We start from the raw sequence: 17,991 nt of genomic DNA on the forward strand, positions 1-17,991 counted from the left end.
ACGCAATGAAAATTTAATTATCGCCAAGCGCCGCAAGCAACTCAGCCTGATGCTCAGATGCAAGTGCATTACATAAATCATCAATGTCACCATCCATCATGGCATCGATCTTATAGAGTGTGAGATTGATTCGGTGATCAGTGATGCGGCCTTGTGGAAAATTGTAAGTGCGGATGCGATCGCTACGATCTCCAGAGCCAATCAGTGATTTTCGGGTTTGCGCTTCCAGTTGATGTTTCTCACGTTCGCGAGCATCCATGATTCTTGAAACGAGTACTTTCATTGCTTGTTCACGATTGCGATGTTGACTGCGATCATCTTGGCATTCCACCACGGTGCCTGTTGGTAAGTGGGTAATACGAACCGCTGAATCTGTTTTATTAATATGCTGCCCACCAGCACCAGAGGCTCGGAAGGTATCGATACGTAATTCAGCGGGATTGATTTTGACTGCTTCTAGTTCATCCGCTTCCGGCATGACGGCAACTGTGCAGGCCGATGTATGAATGCGTCCTTGAGTTTCTGTCTGGGGAACACGTTGTACGCGATGACCGCCTGATTCAAATTTGAGACGCGAATAAACTGATTGACCAACTAAACGGAGAACAACTTCTTTATAGCCACCCAGATCTGACTCTGTAGCACTGACCATTTCTACTTTCCAGCCTTGTCGTTCTGCAAAGCGGGTATACATGCGTAACAAATCTGCTGCAAAAAGGGCGCTTTCATCTCCACCAGTGCCCGCCCGAATTTCCAAGAAAACATTGCGTTCGTCATTTTCATCTTTGGGCAATAGCAGTTTCTGCAGGCTAAGCTCCAGCTCCTCCATTGTGGTTTGAGCTTGCTTTTGTTCCTCATCGGCAAAGTCTTTCATTTCCGGGTCTTTGCGCATTTCCTCAGCTGCTTGAGCATCGGCCTCAGCTTGTTTGTAAAGGCCAAACTGCTCAACCACAGTTGCTATATCTGAATGTTCACGCGTGAGTTTGCGATAGGCATCCATATCCTTGGTTGCCTCTTCGGAGGTTAAAAGAGAGTTGAGTTCGGCTAAGCGCGTGTCTAGATGTTCCAGCTTAGCCCGCATGCTGGGCTTCATCTAATGGTCTTCAGGTTTGGTATGAGAGGCGAATAGTTTGGGTAATAACTTAATCAAGGCGTCGCGCTCAGCGCCATTGGAGTGTTGTAATGCATGCAGTGAGCCATGCAAGAATTTATTAGTAAGTCCTTGTGCCATAGCGTTTAACACTTCTTGTGGATCATCGCCACGCATTAAGCGCTTCATAGCGCGCTCAAGTTCAAGCTGTCTTAAGCGTTCGCCTTGTTGTTGAATATCTTGAATGAGAGGAACCGCATTGCGTCCCTGCATCCAATGCATAAAATTGCCGACGCGATCTTCGATGATTGCTTCAGCTTGACTGACAGCAGCTTGCCGTAAATTAGCGCCCGTTTGAATCATGACGCCAAGGTCATCAACGGTATAGAGATATACATCATCGAGCCTGGAGATTTCAGGCTCAAAATCACGAGGCACTGCCAAATCGATCATCACCATCGGTTTATGGCGGCGTTGTTTTAGGGCGCTTTCCACCATACCCAAGCCGATAATAGGTAATGAAGATGCGGTACTGGAAACAATAATGTCGAACTCATGCAGGCGACCAGGTAGCTCGGATAGCTTGAACGACTCTGCCTCTACATCTTGCGCGGCAATGGAGTCGGCAAGTTCCTGACCACGCTCAATTGTGCGATTAGCTATTGCGACATTTTTAGGTTTACGTGCCACAAAGTGTGTTGCGCATAAAGAGATCATTTCACCTGCGCCAATAAACAGAATTTTTTGATCGGAAATCTTTTCAAAAATTCTCTCGGATAAGCGAACAGCAGCAGCTGCCATAGAAATCGAGTGGGCACCAATTTCTGTGGAGCCACGTACCTCTTTAGCAACTGCGAATGTTTTCTGAAACAGCTGATTTAAGTAAGTTCCTAATACGCCCGCATCATTTGCGGTGCGCACAGCATCTTTCATTTGACCAAGAATTTGGGTCTCACCAATCACCATCGAATCTAATCCGCAGGCCACTCTAAATGCGTGACGAACAGCGTCAGATTGCGGTAAGGAATAAATGTGGGGCTGAAGGCTGCTTGGGGCGAGTTGCTGAGTTTTTGCAAGCCAATCAAAAGTGGCCTCATGTAGAACATCGGCGGCGCTTGCATCATTGGCTGCGCAATAGACTTCTGTACGGTTGCAGGTAGACAAAATGGTTGCTTCAGGCAAGCCAGATTGATTCGCCCCCAGCAAATGCTGGCGAAGATCATGCAACGCATCTTGAAGAAATTCAGGATCAAAGGCGACCTTTTCCCGAATGGCGACCGGCGCTGTGTGATGATTGATGCCGAGTGTCAACAACTTCATAATGGTGATTATAGATTTGATGGCCTCAATCAGGGGTGCAAAAGGGGGTAAAAATGGGTTTTTTGGCTTTTCTGCTGATCGGGGGTGCCGTAGGTGCCGCAGCCTGGATTTTGTATCCAGGAAGCTCAAAAAATCGCTCTAAGACTGCAAATTTGCGCAATCTAATGGTTGCCAGTCTTCTTGGCTTTGTGGCGGCTCTAGCAAGCTCTTATTTGGGGCAATACAGCCATTTTTTTCAGTCTGGCCAAATGCTGGAGTGGGCTAGTGCCATTTTGGCATCATGTGCGATTGGCTGCTTGTACACATCCCTAGCCAAATAAATTGGCTTGAGCATTGCTTTCTTTGTTGGCGGAAGTTTTTACCCATTGAATGGGACCTAAGTGATGAGCTATTAACCACTCGTTGGTTTTTGAGAAGTGTCTACAACTTTCCTGATCACCGGGCGCTAAGAAAGGTGTGCTGGTTTTATAAACACCTAAACCAGAAGGGTGTGACGATTGCAAAATGAATTGATCATTATTTTGCGAAATCAAAGCTAGCTTAGATTGGGCATGTCCACCCCATAGCATCCAAACCAAATGCGACTTTTGAGTTGAGAGTGCGGTTATCAATCGATCAACTAGACTCTTCCAGCCCAAGTTGGTATGACTTCCAGCCTCACCTAACTTGGCGCTGAGAGCAGTATTGAGTAACAAAACACCTTGCTTTGCCCAGTGATTTAGGTCGCCATTGGATAGCGCGCCAAACCCTTCAATGCTGAGAGCTTTGCTGATATTGCGTAATGAGCTAGGGAACTCTCGTGAGTTTGTTGGGATGTTATTTGGGATTGAAAATGCTAAGCCTTGTGCAAGACCGGGTGAGTGATATGGGTCTTGACCAAGTATCACCACCTTCACTGCATCAACCGGAGTTAATTTAAGTGCTTTGAAGAAGTTTTGTGGTTCAGGCCGAATGAATTCTGAGTTGGTATTGAGTTCATTTTGAATATTGCCCTCAAGCACCTTCCAGTCAGGGGTGTCGAAATAGTCACCCAATAAGTGGCGCCAGTCTTGAGGAATGAGCTCCCTAGAGAAAGCAAACATCTTCTGATTATTTGGCAACAGGGATTAAGTCGTATTGCATTGGTAGCTGCGATGGCTGCAATACTAAGATGCGTTCATGCTCAAGATCATCTCGATAAAAACAAACGGAGATATGTTGATGTTCTGTCAGGCCATTAAGTACTTTATCCCAGCGGCTAGCGGTGATGCGCTGACCATTGATGCTTGCTAATAAATCACCAGGCGCCAAGCCTGCCGTTTGAGCAGCGCCACCATCTAGAACATGGGTAACTTTGAGCCAACCGTTGGCATCGGTATGACGCAATCCCAGTTGTAGTTTGATCTTCTCTAATTTTGTCTGAACTTTTGAGGTCACAGACACGACTTTTGATGAAAGCCACTTCTGCAGAGGAATGTCTTCGATGCCATAAACATAGCGAGACTTAAAGTCGCCCCAGATTTTTTGGAATCCATCACCGAGCAACTCTTGAATTAAATCATCTAAACCGTTTTCAGCAATCCCATCCAAGGTTACCCCATGTTTTTGCCAAATCAAACGCATTAAATCATCTAGGGATTTTTTATTTTTAGAGAACGCGCGGATTTGTAAATCCAGTCCAAGAGCTAGTAATGCCCCTTTGCCGTAATAGCTCACAACAGTGTTCGGAGTGTTTTCATCGGCTTGATAGTATTTTGTCCAGGCGTCAAACGAGCTGTCCGCCAGGCTTTGTTTGAGTCTTCCAGGCCCGCGTAAAACCCCATTCCAATTATCAGCAACTAATTTGAGGTATTGATCTAGAGTAATTCGCTTGCTTCTGAAGAGTTGGAGGTCATCGTAGTAGCTGGTGAAGCCCTCAAAAAGCCAAAGTAATTGAGTGTGGTTTCTATTTTGTAAATCGTAGGGCTGGAAAGCTTTTGGTTGAATCCGTTTTACTAACCATGCATGGAAATATTCATGGCTACACAGACCCAGAAATTCTCGATAAGTCGATTCATCAAGTGGAATCTGTTTTTGTGGAATCTGCTCTCTGCGGCAGAGCAAGGCTGTGCTGTTTTGATGCTCAAGTCCACCATAACCATTCAGCACAGCATTCACCAAAAAGAGATAGTTGGTAAATGGCGCCTTTTTTGTTTTGGGTTCAAATAAATTAATCGTAGATGTGCAAATAGCTTGTAAATCATTAGCAAGACGAGCAGCATCAATGGGGTGCAAGCAGCCTTGTATAGCCATACTATGTGGGACGTTATTGGAGTGCCAGTTGACCACCTGAAACTCGCCGAGAGCTACTGGATGATCGATGAGATCATCATAATTCTTGGCCAAGTAAAAGCCAAAGCCGCGATCATCGGTCTTGGCCTTTCGCAAGCCCGTTTGTACTACCCAGTTTTCGGTAGATACATTCTCAGAATGAACTATGGCAAGTGAACAGGGAATATTCTCTTGCCCGCTAACTGCTAGACATAGGCTGGTAGGGTTGAAGAATCCCCGTTCAGTGTCCAAATAGGCTGCCCGCACTGAGTTATCAAATGCGTATACCGTTGTGACGATATCAACAGGTTCATTGATGCCCGTCGGCAATCTCCATTGATTGTTATCAATGCACTCGAGAGTAAGTTTCTTTTTGCTTGAGGCGCCAGAGACTTCAATACTTTCAACATGCTTAGAAAAATCCCGAATTAAATAACTACCAGGAATCCATGCCGCCATTTGGACAACTTGTCCGATCGGGTCGGGGTTGGCAATATGGAGCTTTACTTTGAAGCGATGGCCGTGCAAGTCTGCAGGCCATACGGTGTATTGAATTGCTGGCAGATCAGTGTTATGCATTGATTTCTTTTTAATCTTCTATTTCAGTGAATTAAATTTCTTCTCAATATCGCTGACTTGAACCGCGCCAGGAAAGCGACTGCCATCGGTAAAGAAAAGTGTCGGGGTGCCAGTGATACCGTACGCTTTTGCAAAGGCTAAATTTTTATCTAGTGGATTGCTACAGTCAGTTTTCCCTGTTGGCGCAACTCCATTTACCATCCAATCAATGTAACTCTTGTTGGGATCAGCGCTACACCATATTTGCTTTGATTTTTGGACAGAGTCCGCAGACAAAATGGGAATGAGATAGGTATAGATGGTGACATTATCTAGTTGCTGCAAAGACTTTTCCAGTCTCTTACAGTAGCCGCAGTTAGGATCTGAAAAAATAGCCAATTGGCGCTGACCATTCCCGCGAACTGTTTTAAATGCATTGGCTTGATTTAAATCACTCCATTTGATGCGATTAAGGTCGGCTTGCCTTTGCTCTGTAATATTTTTGCCGGAGGCGAGTTCAATGATTTCACCCTGAATTAAATATTTACCATAAGTATCAGTGTAGAAAATTTCATTACCAACTAAAACTTCATACAGGCCAGATACAGGGGCGGCTGTAACGCTGCGTACTTTTGCATTACTACCTAGCTTTTTCTGAATCTCAGTCTTAATTTGCTGCTCTGTTTGCGCAAATGCAGATTCTGAAGGGGCAAGACTTAGGCATAGCAATCCTGCTGTCAGTGCAATGGTGGACAACAAAGTAGACAATAAGTAGGATGGTAATTTAGTCAAAATCAATTTCTCCTAGAGCGCGCTCGATTAGTCGCTGTTTGACGAAGTGGCTCTTGTTAACTAAACCAAGACCCCAATTACGCAATTTTTTTTCTGTAGTACTGGCGCCAGAAAATAGTTTCTTCAATTTGTCCGTAACCCATAAAAGAGCGCTGGTATCACCCTGTCGTTGACGTTCATAACGACGCAACAAGGTCAAATCATTTAATTGACGGAAGGGCTCACGTTTACTAATAATATTTAGCAAGACGGAAACATCTCTTAAGCCAAGGTTGAGGCCTTGGCCCGCTAGAGGGTGCATCACATGTGCGGCATCTCCGATGAGCGCCACTTTAGGATTGTCTTCTGGGCCAATAAAGCGTGAGGCGCGGATCTTGCGTAATGGAAATGCAGCGGGAACAGAGTTTAGAGTTAGCTCACCCAATTGTTTTTCAATGACGCCATTTGCGACAGATGAGAAACGTTCTTGCCATTGGGATTGGTCAAGCTTTAAGAGTTCTGCAGCATGTTCTGGAGAGGTTGACCACACCATCGACACCTGTTTTTCTGGCAAAGGCAACATCGCCACAATATCGCCACCAGGCAGAAACCATTGGAAGGCTGTTTCAAGATGAGGGTAAGTGCAAACCCAATTTGCAACTACAGCACTTTGTGAATAACTTTCTTCGCTAGCGTCAACGCCAATCGCTGAACGAATGGGGGAGTTTGCACCATCCGCTGCAATGACAAGTTGCGCATGAATGAATTCTCCATTCTTTAGATGCAAGGTGCTGCCTTGCGAATCCACCTCAATTGTTTCTACGGAATCGGCAATGCGCTCCAGCTTATTCTGAAAACGCGATGCTTGATCAAGCGTATGTTCAATTAAATTCGATTCGCCAATCCAGGCGAGTTGTGAGGTACCAGCTTCAAAAGCAGAGAGATGGAGTTGATCGTTTCTTTCGCCACGATCGCCATAAATGCGCATGTCTCGCACAACCTGCATGCGACTGTGGTCTAGGGCGTCCCATATTTGGAGGCGAGCCAGCAATTTTTGGGTGCTTGGTGAAAAAGCATAGATTCTCTGACCCCAATGGCTACCTTGAGGAGCAGGGGTTGGACTACCTAAATCAGGGGCAATTTCTACGGTAGTCAGTCCAAGCTGAGCTAAGCCCAGGGCACAAGCCTTGCCAGCTATACCCCCGCCCACTACAGCAACCTCAACGGAGCGTATTTGCGAGGAATTTACCTGTTTTTTAGGCGAATGATGTTGGTGCGCTTCTGACATACCTTGATGATATCGAAACCAGCCCTATTACAATGTGGGTATGTCTTTGAAATGTGGCATCGTCGGCCTGCCTAACGTCGGCAAATCTACCCTCTTTAATGCGCTTACCAAGGCTGGAATCGCTGCAGAAAATTACCCTTTTTGCACAATTGAGCCTAACGTTGGCGTAGTTGAGGTTCCTGACCCCCGTTTAGCTGCTTTGGCTGAGATCGTGAAGCCTGAGCGCATCCTGCCAGCCGCAGTGGAATTTGTGGATATTGCGGGCTTGGTGGCTGGCGCCTCTAAGGGTGAGGGCCTTGGTAACCAGTTCTTAGCCAATATTCGGGAAACAGACGCTATTACCCATGTAGTGCGTTGTTTCGAAGATCCCAATGTAATTCACGTTGCGGGCAAGATCGATCCGATAGCAGATATTGGTGTCATTGATACCGAGTTAGCACTCTCAGATCTAGCCACAGTTGAAAAAACGCTTGCTCGTTCCAGCAAGGCCGCAAAGTCTGGTAACGATAAAGAAGCAGCTGCTTTAGTTGCAGTCCTCACCAAAGTGCAGACTCATTTGGATTCTGCACAACCCGTGCGCAGTTTAAGTTTGACGGATGAAGAAAAGATTTTGATTAAGCCTTTGTGTTTAATCACCGCAAAACCTGCGATGTATGTCGCTAACGTAAAAGAAGATGGTTTTGAAAACAATCCACATCTTGAAGCGGTGAAGCAACATGCCGCTAAGGAAAAAGCCCCAGTAGTTGCAGTGTGCGCGGCGATTGAAGCTGAGATTGCGGATTTAGATGATGCAGATAAATCAGCATTTTTGGCTGATTTAGGTATGGATGAGCCAGGCTTAGACCGCGTCATTCGTGCTGGTTATGCCCTCTTGGGATTGCATACCTACTTTACTGCTGGCGTTAAAGAGGTGCGCGCTTGGACCATTCATCAGGGTGATACTGCACCAAAGGCGGCAGGAGTAATTCATACTGATTTTGAGCGTGGCTTCATTCGTGCACAAACGATTTCCTACGATGACTTTATTCAATTCAAAGGTGAGTCAGGCGCCAAAGAAGCTGGAAAAATGCGTGCTGAAGGAAAAGAATATGTTGTCAAAGATGGTGATGTACTGAACTTCTTATTCAACGTTTAAGTGCTAATCTGATAAGACACTAGAGGTGTAAACAAAAAGCCCTGCCAAAATTGACAGGGCTTTTTTATTGGTAGCGCTTAACTAGACTCATTAGACAGATTTCAGTGCCTTCTCTAAGCATTTGGAGATGTCCTCATATCGCTTAAGGGCTGCTTTAGTGGGCAACACTTCTTTCTTGCGGCCGTCATCATTGGAAGCCATCTTGATATAGCCCATCGCCGTCAGATTTTTGAGGCGTCCATGCAAAGTGGCTTGAGACCCGAGTTCGGATAGCGAAATAAGATCGCCCACTAAGATGGCTTGTTTTGCATGCGCTGCGGTGACAATGCGGTCAAGCAAACTTTTCTCAATTGCATCCAACTTCTTCCCAGGGTTAATTCGATCAAGCGTATCGATCAAATTTAAAAAACGAAGATAGGCGGATGGCTTTTCTGTTGACATAGGTTAAATGATAAAAATTAATAGCTATGAGGCTAATATCATTCTATTCCTGATTTGCAGTTGTTGCTATTGACTTTGGTCACAACAATCATCAACACTGATGCCAATGCCAAACTTTTTATCAATTCTTACGCATTTCACTACGCTTATGCGTACAGGCTTTGTGAATGCAATCATCAGCACCTTTGCATACACACTCCTTTTTTACGTCAATAGCTGGATCACTAGCGAGTTGGTATTCGGTCTAGGAGTAAATTGGATTTACTTGCCCGCAGGCCTGCGATTATTTTTAACCTTGATTTTTGGTTTGCCAGGAGCCATCGGAATTGCTATCGCTTCAACATTAATAAGTTATTTTGGCGAGCTGTCATCGGACCTCACAATTTGTATTGGTACGGGGCTCATTTCTGGCTTTGCCCCTTATCTCGCGAGGATATTTGTTTTTAGTAATGTGAGCTTAGATCCAGATTTAAGCAATATGAATCTGCAAAAATTATTACTTTGTATTTTGATCTACGCATTGATGAGTGCTGGATTGCATCAGTATTGGTATGCCACAGTTGGCCTCCAAAATACCGGAAGCGTGAATCATTTCGCAGTGATGGCTATCGGCGATATATTGGGATCAGTCTTGCTGATTGCAGTGATTAAATCCTGCTTGGATTTAATAAAGCGCCTTAGAAGAACAGCTCATTAAGTGCTTTGCCTGGATCAGCACTTCGCATGAAAGCTTCACCAACTAAAAAAGCATTCACTTGATTGCTGCGCATCAATTGCACATCGTCGCGGCTCAAAATCCCAGATTCGGTAACCAAAATTTTGTTCTTGGGCACTGAAGGCAGTAGCGATAAGGTGGTTTGGAGTGTAACCTCAAATGTTTTGAGGTTACGATTATTAATGCCCAGCAATGGTGTTTTTAATTCAAGCGCTTGTTCGAGTTCAGCGGCATCGTGAACCTCTACTAGCACATCTAAGCCGTTTTCATGTGCACAAGCTTCTAGCTCTTTCATTTGATTGAGTTCAAGACAGGCGACGATGAGTAGAATCGCATCTGCACCAATCGCGCGTGCTTCATAAATTTGATAGGGATCTATGGTGAAGTCTTTGCGCAGAACTGGAATGCTGCAAGCGTTGCGGGCTTCTTGAAGGTAGAGGTTGTTTCCTTGGAAGTAGTCCACGTCTGTCAATACCGATAAGCAAGCTGCCCCGTGCTTTTCATAAGATTTAGCAATCTCAGCGGGAATGAAGTGTTCGCGTAGGATGCCTTTGCTTGGACTCGTTTTTTTGATCTCTGTAATGACACCCGCACTGCCGGCAGCAATTTTTTGCTCAATGGCGTGAATGAAACCCCGTGGCTTTAGTTGTGAATCTTGATTGTTGGCATGAGCCTTTTCACGTTGATTTGCAAGTGAGATTTGCTTTACGTTATGAGCAACTTCAATTTTCTTGGTTGCAACTATTTTATCGAGGATATCGCTCATGAAGCTGTATTAATTGGATTTAGTGGCTGCAATAAATGCATCTAATTTTTGACGTGCGGCACCAGTAGTAATAGCTGCTCTAGCTTTAGCTACCCCGCTGGCAATATCAGCTGCTATACCAGCAACATAAAGTGTGGCGCCAGCATTTAAACAAACAATATCGCTTGCTGGACCTGGTTTGTTATCAATCACATCAAGCACAATTTTCTTAGACTCTTCAGCATTGGCTACCTTAAAACTGTTCGTAGGTGCTGTGTTTAAACCAAAATCCTTTGGATGGATTTCATATTCGCACACGACGCCATCTTTGAGTTCGCCAACTAATGTAGGACCTTCGAGTGAGATTTCATCTAAGCCATCCCGTCCGTATACAACCAAAGCATGTTCCATGCCTAGTGCTTGAAGCACTCTTGCTTGAATACCAACAAGATCTGGGTGAAATACGCCCATCAAAATACGCTTAGCATCAGCTGGATTGGTTAATGGCCCCAAAATATTGAAAATGGTGCGTACACCTAATTGCTTACGAATGGGCACAACATTCTTCATGGCGGGGTGGTGGTTGGGGGCGAACATAAAGCCAGCTCCAACTGTAGAGATGCATTTGGCCACTTGGTCTGCGGATAGTCCCAAATTGACCCCTAATGCCTCTAAAACATCAGCGCTACCCGATTTGCTGCTGACGCTGCGATTACCATGTTTGGCAATCTTTGCGCCCGCTGCCGCAGCTACAAACATAGCTGCTGTAGAAATATTGAAGGTGTGTGCGCCGTCACCACCAGTACCAACGACATCAACCAAATGAGAGCGATCATCTACATTCACTGCCGTTGCAAACTCACGCATGACCTGTGCAGCCGCGGCAATTTCCCCAACAGTTTCTTTTTTGGTGCGTAAGGCAACTAGTAGGCCGGCAACCAATTCAGGGGCCATTTCACCGCTCATGATGAGGCGCATCATATCGGTCATCTCATCATGAAACAGTTCACGATGTTCGATGCAACGTTGCAGGGCTTCTTGTGGAGTAATTGGCATGAGGCTTATTTGGTTTATTTAAATTTGGTAATTACATTTGTAAAAAATTCTTGAGCAAAGCATGCCCGTGCTCGGAAAGAATAGACTCTGGATGAAACTGGACGCCTTCAACAGCCATCTCACGATGTCTTACGCCCATAATCTCACCATCTGAAGAGGTGGCAGTTACTTCTAGGCATGCTGGTAACGAACTTTTTTCAATCGCAAGCGAGTGATAGCGGGTCACCTTAAATGGGTTGGGTAGATTTTGAAAAACGCCAACACCAGTGTGATGAATATCATCCGTTTTGCCGTGCATTACTTTCTGGGCACGAATGATTTTTCCGCCAAAGGCTTCACCAATGGCTTGATGACCAAGGCAAACGCCGAGAATCGGCAGCTTCCCTGCAAATTGCTGAATGGTCTCTACAGAAATGCCGGCCTCAGTAGGGCTGCAGGGTCCGGGAGAAATACAAATGCGTGCTGGATTGAGTTTGGCGATATCAGCAACTGCAATCTCATCATTACGAAAGACTTTGACTTCTTCACCTAACTCTGCAAAGTACTGCACAAGGTTGTAGGTGAATGAATCGTAGTTATCAATCATTAGGAGCATCAAGTCCTCCTTGAACTAAATCAGCTGCTGTAAGTACTGCACGAGCCTTTGCTTCCGTTTCTTTCCATTCGGCAGTGGGGTCTGAATCTGCAACAACTCCAGCGCCAGCTTGGGAGTGCAGTACGCCATCCCGAATCACACCAGTGCGAATTGCAATCGCAACATCCATATCACCAGAAAAGGAAAGGTAGCCTACTGCGCCACCATAAACACCGCGTTTCACAATTTCCATTTCATCAATGATTTCCATCGCGCGAATCTTTGGGGCGCCAGATAGAGTGCCCGCTGGGAAAGTTGCTCTCAACACATCCATATTGCTCATATTGTCTAGAAGATCACCTTCAACAGAGCTCACAATATGTTGAACATGAGAATACTTTTCAATGGACATTGAATCGGTTACTTTGACAGAGCCAGTTTTTGCAATTCGCCCAACATCATTGCGCGCAAGATCGATCAACATGACATGCTCAGCAATTTCTTTAGGATCTGCCAATAGTTCCTTAGCGAGTCTTTCGTCTTCCTCTAGATTTGCGCCACGAGGACGAGTGCCAGCAAGCGGACGAATAGTGACGATCTTTTCTGCCGCACGTTTTTCTTGGCGAACCAGAATCTCAGGAGAGGAGCCCACAATCTGGAGATCGCCAAAGTCATAAAAATACATATAAGGCGAAGGATTGAGTGAGCGTAAGGCTCTGTACAGAGATAGTGGTGAGTCTGTAAATGGCTTGCTGATGCGTTGGCCGATAACAACCTGCATGCAGTCGCCGGCCAAAATATATTCTTTGGTTTTGTGAACTGCCCCTTCAAAATCTGCCGCTTTAAATTTTCGGATGAGCTCAGTTTTTGTACTGGCCAATGCAGGTGGCATGCTCACTGGTTTGCTGAGGCATGCGAGTAATTCCTTAAGACGTGTCTGTGCTTTTTCGTAGCCATCGGCCATATCAGGATTGGCATAAACAATGAAGTAAATCTTGCCAGCCACGTTATCAATAACGGCCAACTCTTCAGTCAACATGAGTTGTATATCGGGCACACCAAGCTCATCGGGTAAATTGTGTTTAGCCAAGCGTGACTCGATATAACGAACGGTATCGTAGCCAAAATATCCTGCTAATCCTCCACAGAAACGGGGCAGCCCTTCTTGTACTGCAACCTTGAATCGCTTGAAATAGGTGTCTACAAAATCTAGTGGGTTATCTGTATTCGTTTCAACTACCTTACAGTCTGTTACTACCTCATTTACTGGTTTTAACGGTGTGCCAACAGTGCGAATAATCGTCTTCGCAGGTAGACCAATAAAGGAAAAGCGACCAAAGCGTTCGCCTCCTAAAACCGACTCAAGAAGGTAAGTATTTTTACTGCCAAAAGCTTGGCTGAGTTTGACGTAGAGCGATAGCGGTGTTTCTAAATCGGCTAGCACCTCTTTGACAAGGGGAATTCGATTGAAGCCCTGCTTTGCTAGGGCATTAAATTCTTCGCGCTGCATTAGGCTTTTCCTGACTTTCCTAATTCAGCACGCATTTCTTTGATGACTTGCTCGTAGTTATCTTTGCCAAATATTGCTGATCCCGCTACAAATGTGTCGGCGCCTGCTTGAGCAACTTGTGCAATGTTGTCAACTTTGATGCCGCCATCTACTTCAAGACGGATCTTGCGACCGGTCTCTGCTTCATGGCGATCGAGACGGGCGCGTACTTGAGTGATTTTTTGCAGAGTGCTTGGGATAAAGGATTGACCACCAAATCCAGGGTTCACTGACATCAGCAGTACCAAATCTAATAATTCAAGTGTGTGATCTAAGTGGTCAAGTGGTGTAGCTGGATTTAACACTAGACCAGCTTGACAGCCTTGATCGCGAATCAAATTTAAGGTGCGATTCGCATGTGGACTTGCTTCTGGATGAAAGCTAATCAAATTTGCACCAGCTTTAGCAAAGTCCGGAATGATGTGATCTACTGGCTCAACCATGAGATGAACGTCGATCATTGCTGGTAAACCAGCTTTCTTGGCATAAGGACGAATAGCCTCACAAACCAAGGGGCCAATGGTGAGGTTGGGAACGTAGTGGTTATCCATCACATCAAAGTGAATCCAGTCAGCGCCCGCCACTAAAACATCTTGGACTTCCTTGCCAAGGCAGGCAAAGTCAGCCGACAAAATGGACGGGGCAATGACAAATTGCGGATTTGGTGATGTTTTTTCGCTTTCCATCCCTAGATTCTAGCTTGCAGTTGGCCTTAGGATGGAGCAGAATTCCAGCATGAATCCTCATGAAATCAGCATTACGGTCAAGACGCAGTACCTTCCAGACCAATCTGACCCAGATAACCGCCAATTTGCCTTCGCCTATACGATCACCATCCGTAATACGGGGTCGGCTAGTATTCAGCTCATAGCCCGCCATTGGTTCATTACAGACGGGGATAACGATGTTCAGGAAGTAAAAGGCCTAGGAGTCGTGGGACAACAGCCTTTATTGCGCTCAGGGGAGCATTTTGAGTACACCAGTTGGGCTACCCTCCCAACTCCTGCAGGAACTATGCGTGGCGAGTATTTTTGCGTTACGGAGGATGCTCAGTTTTTTCAGGCGCCTATCCCGGAGTTTGCCCTAGTCATGCCCCGCACCTTGCATTAAGTTGCCTTACTGTTTGCTGAGCAGTAAGCAGTAAGACTTACTAACTAAATTATTTTTTGCCTTTACCGGTCCATAAGACAATAAACAACAACAACCCTAATGCAATAGCGCCTTCAATAACAAACAGTAGCATTGGGTATTCATCAAGTAAATTGGCAATCATGATTTTTAAATATAAATGGCTTCAAGCAAGTGTAGTCGCAATTTCCATGATTGCTTTACTAACTGCATGTTCAACTCCACCGACACGCGGAACAGGATATCGAGCCAGTGGCTCAGGAACAGCCCCTTCAACATACAGTTCATCCATTGCAAACTTTAGCGCTGTGTCATGGCAGGTAATTCCAGGGTGGCAGGAAGATGAGTTAGTGCAAGCTTGGCCAGCATGGCTAAAGAGTTGTGAGGGTTTGCTAAAACGCAATTCACGCAATGGCGAAGTCAATTGGCGACAAGTGTGCGCTCAAGCTTCTAATGTCTCGAGCCGAGATACTCAAGGCATTCGCAGATATTTTGAAAACAATTTTCAAGCATATGAAGTGCGTAATAACTCTGGAACTGATTCGGGTTTGATCACTGGTTATTACGAACCAGTGATCAATGGTTCTCAAACAAGGACCAGTACTTTCAGTGTGCCGCTCTATGCTTATCCTGCTGCTTGGAAAAAATCCAAACCAAATTCAGCGCCTACTCGCGCTGAATTAATCAGTTCGGGAATGCTAAAAGGTTCTGAAATTGCTTGGGTTCAAGATCCTGTTGCTGCAGCCTTTATGCAAATCCAAGGATCTGGAAAAATTCGTCTTGAAGACGGTCGCGTGATGCGTTTAGGTTTTGCGGGAACGAATGATCAGCCGTTTAAATCTTTTGCGCAGTGGTTGCTAGACCGAAAAGAAATCACGCGCAGCGAAGCAACCATGCAGGGGATTTCACAGTGGGCTAAACGCAATCCAGATCGTGTGAATGAGATGCTCAATGCCAATCCCCGCTTTGTTTTCTTTAAAGAATTACCCGGCAATGTAGATGCCGATTTGGGCCCCACTGGTGCATTAGGCGTGCCATTAACGGGTGAGCGAAGTATTGCTATTGATTTGCAAGCGATGCCGCTGGGCGCGCCTGTATTTTTAGCGACGACTAGACCTTTAAGCAATCAACCTCTGCAAAAGCTGGTTTTTGCGCAAGATACTGGCAAAGCCATTGTCGGTGGAGTGCGAGCCGATTACTATTGGGGATCGGGTGATGTCGCTGGTGAGGCGGCTGGACGCATGAAGCAGAATGGCAGGATGTGGCTGTTGTTACCTCGTTAATACAGCAATCCAAAAAAGATAAACATCAAGTAGAGAGAAAGCAATGAGCTATCAAACAATTTTGACTGAAGTGGAAGATAAAGTTGCCACCATTACATTGAATCGTCCAGAAGTATTAAATGCGCTGAATGATCAATTAATGGATGAGCTGGGCGAAGCCTTGCTTAAGTTTGATGCGGACGACAATATTGGCTGCATCATTGTCACCGGCAGTGAAAAGGCATTTGCTGCTGGCGCAGATATTGCTTCAATGGCAAAGCGTAGCTTGCAAGATGTCTATCGCCATAATTTTATTTCTCGCAATTGGGAGCATATGCAAAAAGTGCGTAAGCCCGTTATTGCGGCAGTATCTGGGTATGCCTTGGGCGGTGGGTGCGAATTAGCAATGATGTGCGACATGATTATGGCTGCTGATAATGCGAAATTTGCACAACCTGAAATTAAGCTGGGCATCATTCCTGGGGCTGGCGGAACACAACGTCTTCCCCGTGCCGTATCAAAATCAAAGGCCATGGATTTAGCTTTAACAGGTCGAATGATGGATGCTGCTGAAGCCGAACGCGCTGGTCTGGTATCGCGCATATTCCCAAAAGCCGATTTATTAAAAGAAGTTAAAGCGATTGCTAAAGATATCGCTGATATGCCTTTGCTAACAACGATGATGGTGAAAGAGGCGGTGAATACAGCCTACGAGACAACTCTGTCGCAAGGTATTCATTTTGAGCGTCGCTTGTTCCATGCATGCTTTGGAACTAACGATCAAAAAGAAGGCATGGCTGCCTTTATGGAAAAACGCCCCGCTAAATTTACGAATTCTTAGTTTTTACAGCTTAATTCTTCTCTAAAAAGCGTTGAGCTAATTTGACCCAGTAGTTCACACCTACTGGGATCAATGCATCATTAAAGTCATAGGATGGGTTATGAAGATGACATGGACCCATGCCATGACCTGTTGAGCGATGATCGCCATCACCATTGCCTAAAAAGACATAGCAACCGGGTTTCTCTAACAACATAAAGGCAAAGTCTTCGGCACCCATAGTTGGGTCAATAGAAGTATTAACACGCTGTTTGCCTACTAACTCACTCATCACTTGGCTTGCAAACTCCACTTCATTTGCATGATTGATCAAAGGTGGATAGTTTCTAGAAAAGGTAATTTCAGCTTGACAGTCAAATGCGCTAGCCACGTTATGGGCAACCTCTCTTAAGCGTTGCTCAATTAGATCAAGCACCTCAAGGGTAAATGTACGCACGGTGCCGCCAATAAATGCGCTGTCCGGAATGACGTTACTAGTTTCACCTGCATGGAATTGCGTTACTGATAGTACTGCAGCATCTACAGGACGCTTATTGCGAGTAATAATGCTTTGCAAAGCTAACACCACTTGCGCGCCAGCTAGCACTGGATCAGCGCTGTTGTGTGGAAGGGCGGCATGACCGCCTCTGCCGGTGACAGTAATCTCAAACGCATTGCTGGAGGCCATCATTGGTCCTGGTGTCACACCAAAATCACCTTCAGCCAAGCCAGGCCAGTTATGTAATCCAAAAACAGCATCACAAGGAAATTGCTCAAATAAACCGTCTTTGATCATTTCGCGAGCGCCAGCACCACCTTCTTCAGCCGGCTGAAAAATAAAAATAACGCTACCTTTGAAATCTCGATGATTTGATAAATATTGCGCAGCTCCTAAGAGCATGGCAGTGTGCCCATCATGACCACAGGCGTGCATCTTTCCAGGATTACGTGAAGTATGCGCAAAATTATTGTGCTCTTGTAAGGGTAGAGCATCCATGTCAGCGCGCAAACCAATCATCTTGCCGGAACCTAAGTCTCCATCGAGTCGCCCAACGACGCCCGTTTTACCCATTCCCCGAAATACGCTGATGCCCCAACTGGAGAGCGCTTCCGCAACGAGATCAGCGGTGCGATTTTCTTCAAAGCGCAACTCAGGGTGCGCATGAATGTTGCGCCGAATTTCTTGTATCTCTGGCGCGGATTCAATTATTTCTGGAAGTAAATGCATTGCTTCATCTTATCCGAAACTG

The 17,991-nt window shown here is 45.6% G+C and carries 19 protein-coding genes; 6 read left to right on the top strand and 13 right to left on the bottom strand.

The genetic code is table 11. The features are described 5' to 3' along the window. Positions 1-13 precede the first annotated feature (13 nt). Entirely contained in the window at positions 14-1,093 is a 1,080-nt protein-coding gene (gene prfA / locus IC571_RS00735) for a peptide chain release factor 1 (RefSeq protein WP_215316791.1), read from the bottom strand. Then, a complete protein-coding gene (gene hemA, locus IC571_RS00740) occupies positions 1,094-2,410 on the bottom strand; it encodes a glutamyl-tRNA reductase (RefSeq protein WP_215316793.1) in 1,317 nt (438 codons plus the stop codon). A 53-nt stretch (positions 2,411-2,463) separates the two neighbouring features. On the opposite strand from hemA, the gene IC571_RS00745 reads away from it, so the two are divergent. After that, positions 2,464-2,730, top strand: coding sequence for a hypothetical protein (locus IC571_RS00745; RefSeq protein ID WP_215316795.1), 267 nt, complete (start codon positions 2,464-2,466; stop codon positions 2,728-2,730). Here IC571_RS00745 and IC571_RS00750 read toward each other — a convergent pair. Genes IC571_RS00750 through IC571_RS00765 form a run of 4 tightly spaced genes read right to left on the bottom strand, consistent with a single transcriptional unit; the run spans position 2,719 to position 7,316 of the window. After that, on the bottom strand, positions 2,719-3,492 hold the full coding sequence (locus tag IC571_RS00750; protein ID WP_215316797.1) for a uracil-DNA glycosylase: 774 nt from the start codon (positions 3,490-3,492) through the stop codon (positions 2,719-2,721). The two genes, IC571_RS00745 and IC571_RS00750, sit on opposite strands and share 12 nt — an antisense overlap. Before the next feature lie 7 nt (positions 3,493-3,499). Then, positions 3,500-5,278: a M61 family metallopeptidase gene (locus IC571_RS00755; RefSeq protein ID WP_215316798.1), complete on the bottom strand. Its 1,779-nt coding sequence runs from the start codon at positions 5,276-5,278 to the stop codon at positions 3,500-3,502. An 18-nt stretch (positions 5,279-5,296) separates the two neighbouring features. Then, complete coding sequence (locus IC571_RS00760) at positions 5,297-6,049, bottom strand: DsbC family protein (protein ID WP_251373443.1); 753 nt, start codon at positions 6,047-6,049, stop codon at positions 5,297-5,299. Next, entirely contained in the window at positions 6,042-7,316 is a 1,275-nt protein-coding gene (locus tag IC571_RS00765) for an FAD-dependent monooxygenase (protein ID WP_215316800.1), read from the bottom strand. Before IC571_RS00765 ends, IC571_RS00760 begins: the two co-directional genes overlap by 8 nt. Before the next feature lie 40 nt (positions 7,317-7,356). Between IC571_RS00765 and ychF the strand changes: the two genes are divergently transcribed. After that, positions 7,357-8,451: a redox-regulated ATPase YchF gene (ychF, locus tag IC571_RS00770; RefSeq protein WP_215316802.1), complete on the top strand. Its 1,095-nt coding sequence runs from the start codon at positions 7,357-7,359 to the stop codon at positions 8,449-8,451. Between the two features lie 90 nt (positions 8,452-8,541). Here the strand turns inward: ychF and IC571_RS00775 are convergent, their stop codons facing one another. Then, positions 8,542-8,892 carry a hypothetical protein gene (locus tag IC571_RS00775; RefSeq protein WP_215316804.1) on the bottom strand — a complete coding sequence of 117 codons (351 nt, stop codon included), beginning with the start codon at positions 8,890-8,892 and terminating at the stop codon, positions 8,542-8,544. Between the two features lie 148 nt (positions 8,893-9,040). On the opposite strand from IC571_RS00775, the gene IC571_RS00780 reads away from it, so the two are divergent. Continuing rightward, positions 9,041-9,589, top strand: coding sequence for a hypothetical protein (locus tag IC571_RS00780; protein WP_215316806.1), 549 nt, complete (start codon positions 9,041-9,043; stop codon positions 9,587-9,589). On the opposite strand, the gene trpC is transcribed toward IC571_RS00780, so the two are convergent. From trpC to rpe, 5 genes are read right to left on the bottom strand one after another with little or no spacing between them, the layout of a single operon-like run. Further along, complete coding sequence (trpC, locus tag IC571_RS00785) at positions 9,570-10,373, bottom strand: indole-3-glycerol phosphate synthase TrpC (protein WP_215316808.1); 804 nt, start codon at positions 10,371-10,373, stop codon at positions 9,570-9,572. The genes IC571_RS00780 and trpC overlap by 20 nt on opposite strands. Before the next feature lie 9 nt (positions 10,374-10,382). Next, positions 10,383-11,408: an anthranilate phosphoribosyltransferase gene (gene trpD / locus IC571_RS00790; RefSeq protein ID WP_215316809.1), complete on the bottom strand. Its 1,026-nt coding sequence runs from the start codon at positions 11,406-11,408 to the stop codon at positions 10,383-10,385. Positions 11,409-11,439: 31 nt separating this feature from the next. Beyond that, positions 11,440-12,003 carry an aminodeoxychorismate/anthranilate synthase component II gene (locus IC571_RS00795; protein WP_215316811.1) on the bottom strand — a complete coding sequence of 188 codons (564 nt, stop codon included), beginning with the start codon at positions 12,001-12,003 and terminating at the stop codon, positions 11,440-11,442. Continuing rightward, positions 11,987-13,492: an anthranilate synthase component I gene (gene trpE / locus IC571_RS00800; RefSeq protein WP_215316813.1), complete on the bottom strand. Its 1,506-nt coding sequence runs from the start codon at positions 13,490-13,492 to the stop codon at positions 11,987-11,989. Before trpE ends, IC571_RS00795 begins: the two co-directional genes overlap by 17 nt. Next, positions 13,492-14,217, bottom strand: coding sequence for a ribulose-phosphate 3-epimerase (rpe, locus tag IC571_RS00805; RefSeq protein ID WP_215316815.1), 726 nt, complete (start codon positions 14,215-14,217; stop codon positions 13,492-13,494). Before rpe ends, trpE begins: the two co-directional genes overlap by 1 nt. A 49-nt stretch (positions 14,218-14,266) precedes the next feature. Between rpe and apaG the strand changes: the two genes are divergently transcribed. The 3 genes from apaG (at position 14,267) to IC571_RS00820 (ending at position 16,762) form a co-directional block, all read left to right on the top strand. Next, positions 14,267-14,641 carry a Co2+/Mg2+ efflux protein ApaG gene (apaG, locus tag IC571_RS00810; RefSeq protein ID WP_173954930.1) on the top strand — a complete coding sequence of 125 codons (375 nt, stop codon included), beginning with the start codon at positions 14,267-14,269 and terminating at the stop codon, positions 14,639-14,641. 161 nt (positions 14,642-14,802) lie between these two features. Beyond that, on the top strand, positions 14,803-15,942 hold the full coding sequence (locus IC571_RS00815) for a murein transglycosylase A (RefSeq protein ID WP_215316817.1): 1,140 nt from the start codon (positions 14,803-14,805) through the stop codon (positions 15,940-15,942). Between the two features lie 43 nt (positions 15,943-15,985). After that, a complete protein-coding gene (locus IC571_RS00820) occupies positions 15,986-16,762 on the top strand; it encodes an enoyl-CoA hydratase (protein ID WP_215316819.1) in 777 nt (258 codons plus the stop codon). Positions 16,763-16,772: 10 nt separating this feature from the next. On the opposite strand, the gene IC571_RS00825 is transcribed toward IC571_RS00820, so the two are convergent. Then, positions 16,773-17,969 (bottom strand): M20 aminoacylase family protein, encoded by a 1,197-nt coding sequence (locus tag IC571_RS00825; RefSeq protein ID WP_215316821.1) that lies wholly within the window; start codon positions 17,967-17,969, stop codon positions 16,773-16,775. Positions 17,970-17,991: the final 22 nt, after the last annotated feature.

Source organism: Polynucleobacter sp. MWH-UH2A (genome assembly GCF_018687195.1).
Lineage (GTDB): Bacteria > Pseudomonadota > Gammaproteobacteria > Burkholderiales > Burkholderiaceae > Polynucleobacter.

Coding starts and splice junctions, on each gene's coding strand:
- trpE (WP_215316813.1), bottom strand. CDS start 13,492: ATGCAGCGCGAAGAATTTAATGCCCTAGCAAAGCAGGGCTTCAATCGA.
- IC571_RS00815 (WP_215316817.1), top strand. CDS start 14,803: ATGATTTTTAAATATAAATGGCTTCAAGCAAGTGTAGTCGCAATTTCC.
- ychF (WP_215316802.1), top strand. CDS start 7,357: ATGTCTTTGAAATGTGGCATCGTCGGCCTGCCTAACGTCGGCAAATCT.
- IC571_RS00825 (WP_215316821.1), bottom strand. CDS start 17,969: ATGCATTTACTTCCAGAAATAATTGAATCCGCGCCAGAGATACAAGAA.
- IC571_RS00775 (WP_215316804.1), bottom strand. CDS start 8,892: ATGTCAACAGAAAAGCCATCCGCCTATCTTCGTTTTTTAAATTTGATC.
- hemA (WP_215316793.1), bottom strand. CDS start 2,410: ATGAAGTTGTTGACACTCGGCATCAATCATCACACAGCGCCGGTCGCC.
- IC571_RS00750 (WP_215316797.1), bottom strand. CDS start 3,492: ATGTTTGCTTTCTCTAGGGAGCTCATTCCTCAAGACTGGCGCCACTTA.
- prfA (WP_215316791.1), bottom strand. CDS start 1,093: ATGAAGCCCAGCATGCGGGCTAAGCTGGAACATCTAGACACGCGCTTA.
- IC571_RS00820 (WP_215316819.1), top strand. CDS start 15,986: ATGAGCTATCAAACAATTTTGACTGAAGTGGAAGATAAAGTTGCCACC.
- IC571_RS00795 (WP_215316811.1), bottom strand. CDS start 12,003: ATGCTCCTAATGATTGATAACTACGATTCATTCACCTACAACCTTGTG.
- apaG (WP_173954930.1), top strand. CDS start 14,267: ATGAATCCTCATGAAATCAGCATTACGGTCAAGACGCAGTACCTTCCA.
- trpD (WP_215316809.1), bottom strand. CDS start 11,408: ATGCCAATTACTCCACAAGAAGCCCTGCAACGTTGCATCGAACATCGT.
- IC571_RS00755 (WP_215316798.1), bottom strand. CDS start 5,278: ATGCATAACACTGATCTGCCAGCAATTCAATACACCGTATGGCCTGCA.
- rpe (WP_215316815.1), bottom strand. CDS start 14,217: ATGGAAAGCGAAAAAACATCACCAAATCCGCAATTTGTCATTGCCCCG.
- IC571_RS00745 (WP_215316795.1), top strand. CDS start 2,464: ATGGGTTTTTTGGCTTTTCTGCTGATCGGGGGTGCCGTAGGTGCCGCA.
- IC571_RS00780 (WP_215316806.1), top strand. CDS start 9,041: ATGCGTACAGGCTTTGTGAATGCAATCATCAGCACCTTTGCATACACA.
- trpC (WP_215316808.1), bottom strand. CDS start 10,373: ATGAGCGATATCCTCGATAAAATAGTTGCAACCAAGAAAATTGAAGTT.
- IC571_RS00765 (WP_215316800.1), bottom strand. CDS start 7,316: ATGTCAGAAGCGCACCAACATCATTCGCCTAAAAAACAGGTAAATTCC.